Origin of the sequence: Pseudomonas sp. NGC7, from assembly GCF_047159675.1 — a bacterium.
Taxonomy (GTDB): domain Bacteria; phylum Pseudomonadota; class Gammaproteobacteria; order Pseudomonadales; family Pseudomonadaceae; genus Aquipseudomonas; species Aquipseudomonas kermanshahensis.
Genome location: NZ_BAAFZY010000001.1, coordinates 2,908,864 through 2,922,247 on the forward strand (window position 1 = coordinate 2,908,864; position 13,384 = coordinate 2,922,247).

Genomic DNA, 13,384 nt, shown 5'->3' on the forward strand with positions numbered 1-13,384 from the left:
CTCAACGCCGCCGGTACTGAATGTGCGTCTCGTGACAGTCAACCTCAGGCCGCGCAACCGCTGGATTTCGACCCGGCACGCCTGGCCCATTGTGTCTCAGCGCCCGCCTTGCCGGCGGGTGTGTACGACCGCAAATTGTCCCGCAGCCTCGAGCCTCAGGGCGCGCGCCTGCTGTATTGCGCCGGCCGTCTCGCCGAAGCCTTGCGTGGGCTGGACTTGCCCGACGAGCGGATTGCATTGACCGCTGCCATTCCGGAAGTGGATGGGCCCAGCTCGTGCTGGGATGCAGTGCAGGCCATTGGCGCACAACCGGCAGATCTGTTGGCGCAATTCTTTGCCCACACACCGCCCCTGCATGCGCTGATGATGCTCAACAGCAGCGTCATGGCCCACGTGGCTGAGGCCTTGGGTTGCAAGGGGCCCATGGGCGGGTTTTGCTCCCAGGGCAATGCGGGGCTGGATGCCTTGATGGAGGCCGCCGCCCATCTGAGCGAAGGCCGCGCCGATGCTGCCGTCGTCGTCAGTAGCAGTCCGAACATCACCCCGGCGTTGTACCTGCGTGAAGCTACTCACCCACCTGTGAACCCCAGCCCGTGGGTTTTCGGCGAAGGTGCTGCGGCACTGTTGCTGACGACCCACTCGGGCAGCGGTGCTCAATCTGTGTTGCGTATTGCCGGGTTTGCCCGTGGTTACAGCGCGCAACCCGTGCGTGGACTGGCGGTTGGTCGCGACGTCATTGAGCGTGCTTTGAGGAACGAAAAACTGTGTCTCAGCGATGTCGGGCAAGTCGTCGCCGATGCACAGGATCCGCAGATTGCGGCGTTGTTTGCCCTATCGGGGCACACCCTCGAACACTCCAAGGCGTTGCTAGGTGACTTGGGCGCCAGCGCCTTGCTCAGCGAAATCGCTGTGACCTGGGCACTGGACTGCAGCCGTTACACGCTGTTGCTCGAACATAGCCGAGGCGGGCATTGGGGCGCGGTGCTGCTGGCCAGAACGTCGTCGGACACAGAGACAATGGAGCGTTACCCATGAGCCCCACACGGATCGTGATCACGGGCATGGGCGCCGTCACCGGCTTCGGTTTCGAGTGGCAGTCCATGTGGCAAAGAATGTTGGCCGGCGAACATTGCATTCGGCCATGGCAACCGGAAGGCGTAGAGGCGGGTGCGTTCCCTGTGCGTTACGCAGCGCCCGTGGATATGGGCTTGATGCCGGCACACTTGAAAGACCATCCGGCCTGGGGGTTGTCGCTGGAAAAACGCACCCGCTTTGGTTGGGTCGCGGCCACCCAAGCCATTGCTGACAGTGGCCTGAGCCCCGAACAGCTGCGTGGCGCGGCGGTATTGTCAGCGTCCGGCGCACCTGCTCATCGTTTGCAGGACATGCTGCTCAGCCTGGCGGATGACCCGGCGCAGGCGCCGTCCTGGGCTCAATTGATGGCGCGACAGGCGCAGGTCGATCCTGACAGTTCACTGTGTCAGAGCAACGACCGCCTTGCGCGGGTGATTGCCGATGGCATCGGCAGTGAAGGCCCGGTGATCAATATCAGCAGCGCCTGCGCGGGCGCTTCCCAGGCCATCGGCAATGCATTCCAGATGATCCGTCGCGGCGAGGTCGAGCTGGCCATTGCCGGGGGCGCCGATTCGGTGCTGAGCCTGGACACCATGACCGCGCTGTATCTGCTCGGCGCCGCCAGCAGCGAACAGCGTTGGGGCACCGAACTGTGTCGGCCGTTCGACCGCCATCGCAGTGGCTTGATTGCGGGTGAAGGCGGTGGTTTTGTCGTGCTCGAAACCCTCGAACGGGCGCTGGCCCGAGGGGCAACGCCGTACGCCGAAGTGCTGGGTTTCGGCAGCAGCTTGGATGCCTACAAAATCACCGCACCCGACCCGCAGGGCCGGGGAGCGGTGCTGGCGATGCAGGCGGCCCTGACAGATGCCGGGCTGGAGCCGCAACAGATCGATCTGATCAATGCCCACGGTACGTCGACACCCCTCAACGATGCCGCCGAAACCCTGGCGATCAAAACCCTGTTCGCCGAGCGCGAACATTATCGGCGGTTGCTGGTGACGGCCAACAAGTCCCAGTTCGGCCACTTGATTGCGGCCGCCGGAGCACCGGAGTTCATGCTCACGGCCCTGGCCTGCCGGGATGATCGGGTCACGCCGACCCTGAACCTGCATGATGCCGACGAACAGTGCGACCTCGACTACTGCGCCCATCAAGCGGTCAAGCGCAAGGTCGACGTTGCCTTGAGCAACTCCTTCGGTTTCGGCGGCCTCAACACTTCACTGGCGCTGGGCAAGTACCGGGAGGCGCCGCGATGAAACAGGCGGTCGCGATTGCCGGTGCGGGTTGCGTGTTGCCCAGCGGCTGGGGTGTCGAGTCTTTCTGGGCGGCCGCGAACGAAGGGCGCAGTGCAATTACGGCGCTGAACGCCCGACGGTTCAGCAGCGAACGGGTGGTGGCGTTCGGCCAAATTCAGGATCAGGACCACCAACGCAGCCGACAAGACCTTGCGCAAAACCTTCAGCGTTACTGCACGCCGGCAGTGATCTGGGGTGTCAGCGCGGTACGTCAGGCGTTGGAAGAAGCAGGCCTGGCCAATGAACAGCCGGATGTCCGTTTCGGTTTGTATTGCTGTCAGGGCGGCTACACCCATCCGTCTCTGGAATCCTATGCCGAGTTGTTGCTCGGCTGTCGGCAAGACGGCGTCGCTGACATGGCGGCGTTCGCCAAACGGATCCTGCAAGACCGTGCCCAGGACCCTTTTCTGGTGCTCAAAGGCTTGAGCAACTGCTTGCTGGGTGTTACCAGCCTGGCGCTGAAACTGGTGGGGGAGTGCAACGCCTATATGCAAGGTGTCGCCGGCAACCTGGCAGCCTTGCGTGAGGCTACGGCCGCTTTGCAGGATGGCCGAATTGACGCGGCAATCGTTGTCGGTGCGGGCAGCGAGCTGGATGCCCTGGCGCTGTCCGGGTTGGTCCAGGCGGGGGTGATCAGCGCCAACGGCTCGAACACTCTGCTGCCGTTTGACCTTCGGGGCACCGGCGGCATTGCCGGGGAGGGCGCTGCAGCATTGGTGCTGCGCCGGCGCGAAGACCTGCCAGCCGGTCCTCAGGCGTGCCTCGCCGACATGACGGCCCATGCCACCCTCGGTCGCTTGAGCCTGCCCGACAGCGCAACCGATGTGTTGGTGTGCAGCGGCACCGGCGATGCGCACAAAGACCGCGTGTTGTGCCAGACGCTGGCCCTTGCGCGCGCCTCCCACATCACCAGCGGGTTGGCGATCAACGGCATTCTCAGCGCGGCGCCGAGCCTGGTGGATCTGATACTTGCGCGTTGCGCATTGCAGGCCCAAAGCGTGCCGCCGATCGCCGGTTTGCAGCAGCCAGTGGCGAACCTGCCGTTTATTCGGGGTGCGCCCCATGCCGCGAGCCTTGCGCATTGCCTGGTGCTGAACCGTGACGACAACGGATTCAGCGCCGCCTATCAAGTGCTCTACAGCGCACAGGTCACTCAAGACTGACGCTGACTACCGCCTCTTTTTTATCGTCAAGGGATATGACTGTCATGGATTATCGCGATTTCGTTCGGCCCAAATTCGTCGGCCTGCTCCAGGCACTGGGCCTGGAGTGTGAGTTTCAGCGCGCCCTCGGTAGCCAGTTGTTCTACCGCAACCCCAAGGGCGACATGGTCACGGTCACCGACTTTCTCGGCGGTTACGGTGCGGCACTGTTTGGCCACAACGACCCACAATTCGTCGATCAGCTATGTGCGCTGCTGCGCAGCGACGTGCCATTCAACGCACAAATGTCGATCCGCGGTGCGGCCGGGCAATTGGGGCGAGAGCTCAGCGACGCCTTCAATCGCGAACTGAAGAACACCGAACGTTATATTTCGACTTTCTCCAACAGTGGCGCGGAGGCGGTGGAAATTGCCGTCAAGCACGCGGAGTTCCGTCGCCAGAAGAGCCTGCAAAAGCAGTTCGACGACATCGATTTCACCCTGGCCAGCCTGACCGCCAGCGAACGCGCTTACCGCGAGCTGGATGTGGCCGACCTCGACCTGCCTGCGGGTGTCCTGCCGGCCACCCTGAACAGCGTGACCTTGCGTCAGGTGGTTGAAGCCGTTCGCCAACACAACCTGGCGCAGTTGCACATCGAACCGGTATTCGTCGCCCTACGCGGCAGCTTCCACGGCAAATTGGTCAATACCGTGCAACTGACCTATGGCCGTCAGTACCGCGCGCCGTTTGCCCGTTTTGGTCTGAACGTCGAGTTCATCGACCCACAGCAGCCCCATCAGTTGCAGGAATTGCCGGCCCGGCACACGCACCATTGGTTGAGTCTGCAATGGGACGGCGAACACCTGAACGTGCTGCAACTGCCGTTCAGTGCGATTACCGCCGTGTTGATGGAACCGATTCAGGGCGAAGGCGGTATCAACGAGTTCGCGGCCGAGTTCTACCTGGGGCTGCGCAGGCTGTGTAACGAGCAACAATGCCCGCTGGTGGTCGATGAAGTGCAGTCGGGTTTTGGTCGCGCCGGGACGTTTCTTGCCAGCAGCCAGTTCAACCTGCAAGGCGACTATTACTGCCTGTCCAAGGCCCTTGGCGGCGGCTTGATGAAGATCGCCGCGACGGTGATCCGCAGCAGCCACTACGAAGGCGAGTTCAGCTACATCCACAGCTCGACCTTCGCCGAGGACGATCCGTCCTGCCATATCGCGCTGTCGGCATTGCGCCGGTTGTTCGCCAATGATGACGCGATGCTCAAAGACGTACGTACCAAGGGCGCCTACCTCAAAGCCTCGCTCAATGAACTGAAGATGGCCTATCCGGATGTGATCGCCGATGTGCGCGGGCGTGGCTTGCTGGTGGGTTTGGAATTGCACGACTTGAGTGTCAGCAGCTCGCTGGTACAGGCGTCGGCCCAGTACAACGATGCCTTGGGTTACTTGATCGCCGGTTACCTGTTGCAATTCGAAGCGTTGCGGGTAGCACCGTCAGGCAGCAATTCCAACGTGATTCGCCTGGAGCCGCCAGCCTGTATCACCTTGAGCGAAATCGACGGGCTGATCGGTGCCCTGCAACGGGTCTGCGACATGCTGCGCCGTGGCGATGCGTTGCCGTTGGCGGCGGGTATCTGCGCGGACTCGATTCACGCCGCGCCAGCCCGTCAGGACGATTTTCGGGTGGCCGAGCCCGTTGAAAACATCGATGCCAAGGTCGAAGTCGTCGCTCGGGTAGCGTTCATCAACCACCTGATCGATGCCGATATCCTCGGTGACGTCGATCCCTCGCTGGCAGCCCTGAGCCCGGAACAAAAACGCACGTTCATCAACCGCACCAAGCCTGAACGCCGCGCTGTGCCAGTCGGCCCGGTGATCATTCGGTCGCGCCTCGGCATGGCGGTGGAGTTCACCTTGTACCCGCTGTGCATGGATTCGGATGCCATGGCCGAGTACATCCTCAGCGGTGACCTGGACAGCATCCGCGAAGAAGTCGGCAGACGTGTCACCGATGCCCGCGCCGATGGCTGCAACATCGCCGGCCTCGGGATGTACACCTCGATCGTCACCCACAATTGTCAAGCGCTGAAGATTGCCGACATGGCGTTGACGTCCGGCAATGCCCTGACCATCGGCATGGGGCTCGAAGCCATCGAGCAAGGCTGTGTACAGCAAGGTCTGGCACTGCGCGAGCAAACTGCTGCCGTTGTCGGTGCCGCCGGTAACGTTGCGTCGACCTATGCTTCGGTGCTGTCCGCCACCGTCGATCACCTGATTCTAATTGGCAGCGGTCGTGACGGCTCGGTTCGGCGCCTGGAGAAAACTGCGCAACAGATTTACGCCGACGCGGCCCGTTCGATCCTCAAAGGCACGGCCGAACACGACCGGTTGGCGCAGCGACTGCTGACCCTTGAAGGTTTTCGTGGCTTGTTGCACTCACATGGACAAAAAGCCGACCTCGGTTTGCACATCGCCCGTCTGGTGGATGAGCGCCTTGGCGCGAACGCCTTCATCACAGTCACCAACGATCTCGACGCCCTCAAGGGCGCACGGATCGTCCTGTGCGCTGCCAATGCGCCTCAGCCGTTCCTCGGTGCCGAACATTTCGCCGAGCGCAGCGTGATTTGCGATATCGCCGTGCCGCTGAACGTCCATCAAGGCCTGCCGAGCCAACGCGAAGACGTGCTCTACATGCACGGCGGCATCGTCCAGACGCCGTTCGACGACGGCCTGGCGCCCAACGTGCGGGCCTACCTGAAAAAAGGCCAGCTGTATGCGTGCATGGCCGAGTCGGTGTTGATGGGCTTGTCTGGCATGAGCCAGCACGGTTCCTACGGCGATATCAGCCGTGAGCAAGTTCAGCAGGTCCGCGCACTCGCCGCGACCCACGGCTTCACCCTCGCGCAATTCAAAACTCAAAACTCACTTTAAGGAGCGGTCATGGTTCAGAAAATAGCTGTCGTGACCGGCGGCAGCCGCGGCATTGGCAAGTCCATCGTGCTGGCCCTGGCCGGCGCGGGTTATCAGGTTGCCTTCAGTTATGTCCGTGACGAGGCGTCGGCCGCTGCCTTGCAAGCGCAGGTCGAAGGGCTCGGCCGGGAGTGCCTGGCCGTGCAGTGTGATGTCAAGGATGCGCAGAGCATTCAGGCGTTTTTTGAACGGGTCGAGCAACGTTTCGAGCGTATCGACTTGTTGGTCAACAACGCCGGTGTCACCCGTGACGGTTTGCTCGCCACGCAATCGTTGAGCGACATCACCGAGGTCATCCAGACCAACCTGGTCGGCACGTTGTTGTGCTGTCAGCAGGTGCTGCCCTGCATGATGCGCCAACGCAGCGGGTGCATCGTCAACCTCAGTTCGGTGGCCGCGCAAAAGCCCGGTAAGGGCCAGAGCAACTACGCCGCCGCCAAAGGTGGTGTAGACGCATTGACACGCGCACTGGCGGTGGAGTTGGCGCCGCGCAACATCCGGGTCAACGCGGTGGCGCCCGGCATCGTCAGCACCGACATGAGCGAAGCCCTGGTCGGCGCCCATGAGCAGGAAATCCAGTCGCGGCTGTTGATCAAACGGTTCGCCCGGCCTGAAGAAATTGCCGACGCGGTGCTGTATCTGGCCGAGCGCGGCCTGTACGTCACGGGCGAAGTCTTGTCCGTCAACGGCGGATTGAAAATGCTATGAGCGAGGCACGCACGATTGTGATTACCGGCGCGGCCAATGGTATTGGCCGCGCCGTCGCGGAAAATTTTGCAGCCCAGGCCGAGCACCTTTTGATCTTGCTTGATCGGGATCTGGCAACCTTGCAGAGGTGGGTCACCGAGGGCGAATTTGCCGCTCGCATCGAAACCCATCAAGCGAACATCGCCGATCTCGCCAGCCTGCAACTGCTGTTCAAGGGCCTGGCCAACCGGGTCGGCTTTGTCGATGTGCTGGTCAACAGCGCCGGGGTCTGCGACGAGAACGAACCCGAAGACCTCGACAACTGGCACAAGGTAATTTCGATCAACCTCAACGGCACCTTTTACGTCACCTCGTTGTGCCTGCCACTGATGGCGGATGGTGGGCGGATCGTCAACATGTCGTCGATCCTCGGCCGAGCGGGCAAGGTCCGCAACACCGCTTACTGCGCCTCCAAGCACGGCATCATCGGCATGACCAAAGCCTTGGCGCTGGACCTGGCGCCACGGCGAATCACCGTCAATGCCATCCTGCCCGCCTGGATCGATACACCGATGCTGCAAGGCGAATTGGCGGCTCAAGCGCGCATCGCCGGGATCACCCCCGAGCAAATCCTGCGCAATGCCAAGAAGAAGTTGCCCCTGCGGCGCTTCATTCAGGGCGACGAAGTGGCGGCCATGGTCCGTTATCTGGCGAGCCCGCAAGCGAGTGGTGTCACGGCGCAAAGCCTGATGATCGACGGCGGTGCCGGGTTGGGAATGTAGCCATGGCTCGACTGGAATTGAACCGCGGCCTTTTGGCCGCGCTGGTCAGCCTCGGCTCGCCAGTGGCGATCGCCGAGTGGTTGCCGGAGCATCATGAAGCGGAGATCGGCGTTGCCACGGCCGTGCGTCTGCACGGTGACGACCAGGTCACGCAAAAGGCCGTGTACCTCAAGTTCAGCCTGGAGGATGCCTGGGACAGCGGCTACTACAAGGCCAAGGGCCGAGCCCGTTACGACTTCCGTTATGACGGCAACAACCCATACAGCGCGCAAGCCCGGGACGATTACCGGGCAACTGCCGATTGGCGGCACCTTTACTGGGGGCTCTACGTTGGTGACGGCGAGCTGACGGTGGGCTGGCAGCAAGTGGTGTGGGGGCGTGCAGATGAATTACGGGTGCTCGATCAGATCAACCCGCTGGATTATCGCGAGGGTGTGATCGGTCTGTTGGAAGACAGCCGCATCGCCGTGCCGATGATTCGCCTAGTGCAGCCGGTCGCCGAGTGGGAGCTGGAAGCGCTGGTGATCACTGATTTTGTGAAAAACCAGGCGCCGGCCGTCGGCAGCGAGTTCGATGCACCGATCTTTGCCACGCCCGATCCGCAGATGTTTGTGGTCGATTCGCGGCCCGGTTATGACGGTCACAGTGGCTTCGGTTACGGCGCCAGTGCCAACGGCCGGATCGGCACGGTGGATGTCAGCTTCGTTGCCCTCAACGCCCGCCAACAGGACCCGGTTTACGCCGTCGAAGGCCAGACCGAAGAGGGCCTGATTCGCCTCGAACGGCAATTCCCGCGCTATTCCATGGGCGGCGCCGGTGTGGCCATCGATGCCGGCCACAGCATCGTGGTACGCAGTGAAGTCGCCTACTTCGACAATTGGCGCGTCACCGATCCTTACCGCGCTTACGGCAGCGACCAGACGGCGATGACCAAGTCGCTGCTGGGCGTCGATTACCTATTGCGGGACTGGCTGATCTCGACGCAGTGGCAACATCAGCGGCTGCTCGACTGGCAGCCCGGTATGGTCCAGGACAAACGCGACGACCTGTTCACCGTGTCTGCCGAAGGCTCGCAGTTCCAGGATCGCCTCAAGACCCGTCTGGTTTTCGGCATGTCGCCGCCAGCGCAGGACGACAGTTTCGTTCAGGGGATCTTCACCTACAAACCGGTGGACTGGCTCAAGTTGGGGCTCGAAGTCGATGTGTTCTTCGGCAAGCCCGACCGCCAGTTCGGTGCGTACGCCAACCGCGACCAGGTGCGCTTGTCCGCCGGTTATCTGTTCTGACCACACCGGTGCGGTGTACGAACCACTCAAACAATGAAAAGGAAATCGCGATGTTGCCCATCTTCAAGACCCTGACGGTAAGCGCACTGCTGCTGAGCGCCGCTGCCACCCTGGCAGCTGAAACACGCACGGCCGACGACATCATTCGCCAGGCCCGGGACCGCGATGACGGCAAGAGCTTCATGTCCCAGGTGTCCCTGATCCTGATCGACAAGCAAGGTAACAGCCGCATCCGCGAGTTCAGCTACCTGCAAAAGGATTACCCGGAGAGCGACAAATTCACCATGTATTTCTCCGCGCCGAGTGATGTGCGTGACGTCGCCTTCCACATCGAAAACCCGCGCGAGGCCCTGGGCCTCGAAGACAGCCAATGGATGTATTTGCCGGTCAGCCGACAGACCCGAAGGATTTCCACCACCGACAAACGCGGGGCGTTCATGGGTAGCGACTACTCCTATGCCGACCTCGACAAGATTCGCGCCGAAGACTATCGCCAAACGCTGGTTGGCGAAGAGCAGTTGCAGGGCCGCGATTGCTACGTGATCGAGCGTGAGCCGGCGACGCCTGCCGTTCTGGCCAAGACCGGCTACAACAAGCTCAAGGTCTGGGTTGATAAGAAGAACTCACTGGTATTACGCCAGGACTTCTTCGATGTAAAAGGTGTGATGTTCAAGCAGATGCGCACCCTTAAGACTGAAACCATCGACCAGATCGACAGCATTACCCTCAGCGAAACCGAGGACTTCATCGCCGGTACGCGCTCTCAGCTGCGCTTCAACCAGTTGCAGTACAACGTCGCGTTGGACGACCGCCTGTTCACGCAGACCGCGATCAAGCGGGGGCTGAAAGCCGGCGACTTGCCGGAATACGCCGTGTCTGCCCGCTAAGCGCCGCTCTCGATTCATCTGGAACCTTCATTCATGGAAAGATACCTGAACTTCGTCGAGCGCTATGCGCGGGCAATTGTGTTCGTACTGGTGGCGATCACCGCCTACTTCACCTACACCCTCGGCGCGCTGATGTCGGACACCAATCCGTATCTGCTCAAGGACACTCACCCGGCGCGCAAGACGATCATTGATTTGCAGCGTGAGTTCACCGGCACGTATGACTCGGTCATGGTGGCGCTGAGCAACCCGGAGAGTGTCTTCAACACCACGTCGCTGAACGCCCAGTTCGAGCTGTCCCAGGCCATACGCCGGTTGATGCTGGCGAACGATGAGGACCGTGTCGAACTGCAGCGCATCGTCGGCCTCCACAGTGGCGACCCTGATGCCCAGGGTTTGCTGGTGCAGATCCTCGCCGAGGGTTTTTCGCAGAACGATTACGCTGCCGCCAAAGCGCTGCGCGACCATGGGATTGCCCGGCACTGGGACAGCCATGACCTGCAGTTCCTGAGCTTTCTTGCCGAGCGGCTCAACCCGATCCAGGAAATGGCCTCGATGGCTGACTTGGAAAACATCAGCTTGAGTGCCGATGGCGAGTTGTGGATCCACAAGACCCTGCACGCGCTGGATATGGACCCGATCAAGGTTGAAGCGCAGATCATGGGCAATGAGCAGATGGTCGGTGGCGTCGTCTCGGCGGACAAGAAAGTCGCCATGGTCGTCGCCGAACTGGGCACCAAACAGGACGACGCTCAGGCCCAGTTGCGTGCCTATCACCAGGTCCGTGAGATCATCGCGAAGTACCAGGCCGCTCACCCGGAGTTCACCGATGAGGTGTTTATCGCCGGCATGCCGATCTTCATCGCGGCCCAGCAGGAAATCATCGATCACGACCTGGCGATGCTGTTCCCGATCGTGTTCCTGTTGGTGACCTCTCTGCTGGTTTTCTTCTTTCGCAAACCACTTGGCGTGGTGCTGCCGCTGTTCAATATCCTGTTCTGCACCATCTGGACCCTTGGCCTGATGGCGTTGCTGCGTGTGCCGATGGACTTGCTCACCAGTGTCTTGCCGGTGTTCCTGTTCACCATCTGTTGTGCCGACGCGATCCACGTCATGGCCGAGTATTACGAACAGCTCAATTCGGGTAAGTCGTTCCGCGAAGCCAACCGTGAAACCCAGCGCCTGATGGTCACGCCCGTGGTTCTGACAACGGTCACGACTATTGCGACGTTCTTGATTTCCACCACCAACAACATTGTCAGCATCCGCAACTTTGGCGTGTTCATGTCCATCGGCCTGACCGCGGCGCTGATCATCTCGTTGCTACTGATTCCGGCGTGGATTTCGATCTGGGGCAAAGATGCCGTACCGCGCAAAGTGCAACTCAAAGAGTCGCTGATCTCCCACTATCTGGTGGTGTTCTGTGCCTGGCTGATTCGCTGGCGCAAGCCTGTATTGCTGGTGACCCTGCCGTTGTTGGCGATGATGACGGTGTTCACGTTCAAGGTAGATATCGAAGACTCGGGCATTGCCTACTTCAAGAAGGACAGCCCGGTGCGGATGTCCGACGAGTTCATCAACCGGGCCGGAGTCGCGGGTACATCCCCGGGCTGGATCGCTTTCGACACCAAGACTCCGCGTGGCGCGCTGACCACTGAAACCGTGCAGTTCCTCGAGCGTCTGGACCAGTTCATCAAGGCCCAGCCGAACGTGAGTTACACCTATTCGGTGGCGACCTACATCAAGCGCATGAACCTCGTGCTCAACGACATGAACCCTGCTTTCCTGCGGGTGCCGCAGGCAGTGGAGCAGGTGACGGTGGTCGATGATGACGGGAACCCGGAGACCTTCGATGTCGACGGCAACTCGCTCATCGAGCAACACATCATGATGTTCGAGAACGGTGGCGGCACCGACTTGCAGAACGTGCTCAATGCCGATTACTCGAAGGCGGTGACGCTGTTTACCATGACCTCCTCTGTGGCGGGCGATTACCAGGCGATGCTCGATAAACTGGACGCCTGGCTGGTCATCAACAAACCGGCCAACCTGCACGTCACCCATGCCGGTACGCCGTACATATGGACCGGGGTGTTGCAGGAAATCACCCAAGGTCAGGTGCTGAGCTTCTCGCTGGCGTTGCTGGCCGTGACCTTGATGATGATGTTCTGGCTCAAGTCAGTACGCCTGGGTATCCTCGGCATGCTGACGTTGCTCACCACGTCGGTGACGGTGTACGGCAGCATGTACCTGTTGGATATCGAGTTGAACATCGGTACCACACTGGTGACGTTCCTGGTGGTGGGCGTCGTGGATTACGCCGTTCACCTGCTGTCACGGATCAAGATGCTGGTGCACAAGGGCATCGAGATCGACGAGGCCATCCTGGCGGCCATGCAGGGCGTCGGGCGCTCGACGGTGGTCAACGTCGTGATCTTCTCGATGGGCTTTGTCGCGCTGCTGTTCTCCGCCTACAAACCCGTCATTGACTTGGGTGTATTGGTAATACTGGCGCTGTCATCCAGCGGCTTCATGACCATTTTGTTGGTCACGCTGATTTCGCCGTGGTTCTTTGCCTCGATTGTGCCGCAGCCAGCCGTGCAAGAGGGCGAGCAGCCGGGGGGTGAGACGGTGCCAGGGTAAATCGCCGGGGCGCCTGCGTGCTGAAAACGGCGCGGGGCGCCATGGCCGTTCAGGGGCGGCGGTGCGGATTCAGCGGGCTTTTGCCAAGTGTTCGAACTGGCATTGCATCTGAGCATCTTTGAGGCTCAGCTCAAACTCAACCAAGCCGTCATGCACTTGCTGCAAGGCCTGGATCTGCCCCATCAATTCCTGCTTTTTGTTATCGATGGCCTGCATGGCCAGATCCCAGGGCAGCTCCTGGCCGCGATGATCCTGCAGAATGGCCTGCATTTCCTTGAGCTTGAAACCGAGTTGCTGAGCGCATTTGATGAAGGTCAGCAGCTCTACGCTTTGCTGGCTGTAGATGCGGTACTTGCCTTCGCGTTGCGGAGGGGGCAACAGGCCGATTTCTTCGTAATGTCGAATGCTTTTGACGGTGGTGCCCGACAGCTGGGCGGCTTTGCCGATGTACATGAAAATCCCTTTTTTTGACGCATCAGAAGCGAAAAGATGTCGCGCGCTCGTGCAGGCGCGCGACATCTTTGCACAAGCGTCAAGGGGGGGGAAGCCAAGTTGAACAAGGTGTCACAGCAGGGAGGCTCGGTTGCGCAGCGCAGGGGCACGGCCCGACCGG

Annotated in this window: 10 protein-coding genes; 9 read left to right on the top strand and 1 reads right to left on the bottom strand. The window is 61.0% G+C overall.

What is annotated here, in order from left to right; all coding sequences use genetic code 11:
* Positions 1 to 108 precede the first annotated feature (108 nt).
* Genes ACMCNM_RS13065 through ACMCNM_RS13105 form a run of 9 tightly spaced genes read left to right on the top strand, consistent with a single transcriptional unit; the run spans position 109 to position 12,771 of the window.
* Complete coding sequence (locus ACMCNM_RS13065; RefSeq protein WP_412765922.1) at positions 109 to 1,035, top strand: beta-ketoacyl synthase; 927 nt, start codon at positions 109 to 111, stop codon at positions 1,033 to 1,035.
* Positions 1,032 to 2,330 carry a beta-ketoacyl-[acyl-carrier-protein] synthase family protein gene (locus ACMCNM_RS13070; protein WP_186702726.1) on the top strand — a complete coding sequence of 433 codons (1,299 nt, stop codon included), beginning with the start codon at positions 1,032 to 1,034 and terminating at the stop codon, positions 2,328 to 2,330. The genes ACMCNM_RS13065 and ACMCNM_RS13070 overlap by 4 nt, the downstream gene beginning before the upstream one ends.
* The gene (locus ACMCNM_RS13075) at positions 2,327 to 3,532 is read left to right on the top strand and encodes a beta-ketoacyl synthase N-terminal-like domain-containing protein (RefSeq protein ID WP_186676353.1); all 1,206 of its coding nucleotides are present in this window, start codon (positions 2,327 to 2,329) and stop codon (positions 3,530 to 3,532) included. The genes ACMCNM_RS13070 and ACMCNM_RS13075 overlap by 4 nt, the downstream gene beginning before the upstream one ends.
* A 44-nt stretch (positions 3,533 to 3,576) precedes the next feature.
* Positions 3,577 to 6,447, top strand: coding sequence for an aminotransferase class III-fold pyridoxal phosphate-dependent enzyme (locus tag ACMCNM_RS13080; RefSeq protein WP_412764525.1), 2,871 nt, complete (start codon positions 3,577 to 3,579; stop codon positions 6,445 to 6,447).
* Between the two features lie 9 nt (positions 6,448 to 6,456).
* Positions 6,457 to 7,194, top strand: coding sequence for an SDR family NAD(P)-dependent oxidoreductase (locus ACMCNM_RS13085; protein ID WP_412764526.1), 738 nt, complete (start codon positions 6,457 to 6,459; stop codon positions 7,192 to 7,194).
* Positions 7,191 to 7,955 (top strand): SDR family NAD(P)-dependent oxidoreductase, encoded by a 765-nt coding sequence (locus tag ACMCNM_RS13090; protein ID WP_186676361.1) that lies wholly within the window; start codon positions 7,191 to 7,193, stop codon positions 7,953 to 7,955. Before ACMCNM_RS13085 ends, ACMCNM_RS13090 begins: the two co-directional genes overlap by 4 nt.
* Before the next feature lie 2 nt (positions 7,956 to 7,957).
* A complete protein-coding gene (locus ACMCNM_RS13095) occupies positions 7,958 to 9,241 on the top strand; it encodes a hypothetical protein (RefSeq protein ID WP_412764527.1) in 1,284 nt (427 codons plus the stop codon).
* Positions 9,242 to 9,291: 50 nt separating this feature from the next.
* Positions 9,292 to 10,128 carry an outer membrane lipoprotein-sorting protein gene (locus ACMCNM_RS13100; protein WP_412764528.1) on the top strand — a complete coding sequence of 279 codons (837 nt, stop codon included), beginning with the start codon at positions 9,292 to 9,294 and terminating at the stop codon, positions 10,126 to 10,128.
* Between the two features lie 33 nt (positions 10,129 to 10,161).
* Positions 10,162 to 12,771, top strand: a complete 2,610-nt coding sequence (locus ACMCNM_RS13105; protein WP_412764529.1) for an efflux RND transporter permease subunit — start codon at positions 10,162 to 10,164, stop codon at positions 12,769 to 12,771.
* 69 nt (positions 12,772 to 12,840) lie between these two features.
* Here ACMCNM_RS13105 and ACMCNM_RS13110 read toward each other — a convergent pair whose 3' ends face one another.
* On the bottom strand, positions 12,841 to 13,224 hold the full coding sequence (locus ACMCNM_RS13110; protein WP_186676940.1) for a MerR family transcriptional regulator: 384 nt from the start codon (positions 13,222 to 13,224) through the stop codon (positions 12,841 to 12,843).
* Positions 13,225 to 13,384: the final 160 nt, after the last annotated feature.

What these genes read in the sequence shown, in the direction of transcription:
- ACMCNM_RS13070 (WP_186702726.1), top strand. Translation starts at nt 1,032, where the DNA reads ATGAGCCCCACACGGATCGTGATCACGGGCATGGGCGCCGTCACCGGC.
- ACMCNM_RS13075 (WP_186676353.1), top strand. Translation starts at nt 2,327, where the DNA reads ATGAAACAGGCGGTCGCGATTGCCGGTGCGGGTTGCGTGTTGCCCAGC.
- ACMCNM_RS13080 (WP_412764525.1), top strand. Translation starts at nt 3,577, where the DNA reads ATGGATTATCGCGATTTCGTTCGGCCCAAATTCGTCGGCCTGCTCCAG.
- ACMCNM_RS13085 (WP_412764526.1), top strand. Translation starts at nt 6,457, where the DNA reads ATGGTTCAGAAAATAGCTGTCGTGACCGGCGGCAGCCGCGGCATTGGC.
- ACMCNM_RS13090 (WP_186676361.1), top strand. Translation starts at nt 7,191, where the DNA reads ATGAGCGAGGCACGCACGATTGTGATTACCGGCGCGGCCAATGGTATT.
- ACMCNM_RS13095 (WP_412764527.1), top strand. Translation starts at nt 7,958, where the DNA reads ATGGCTCGACTGGAATTGAACCGCGGCCTTTTGGCCGCGCTGGTCAGC.
- ACMCNM_RS13100 (WP_412764528.1), top strand. Translation starts at nt 9,292, where the DNA reads ATGTTGCCCATCTTCAAGACCCTGACGGTAAGCGCACTGCTGCTGAGC.
- ACMCNM_RS13105 (WP_412764529.1), top strand. Translation starts at nt 10,162, where the DNA reads ATGGAAAGATACCTGAACTTCGTCGAGCGCTATGCGCGGGCAATTGTG.
- ACMCNM_RS13110 (WP_186676940.1), bottom strand. Translation starts at nt 13,224, where the DNA reads ATGTACATCGGCAAAGCCGCCCAGCTGTCGGGCACCACCGTCAAAAGC.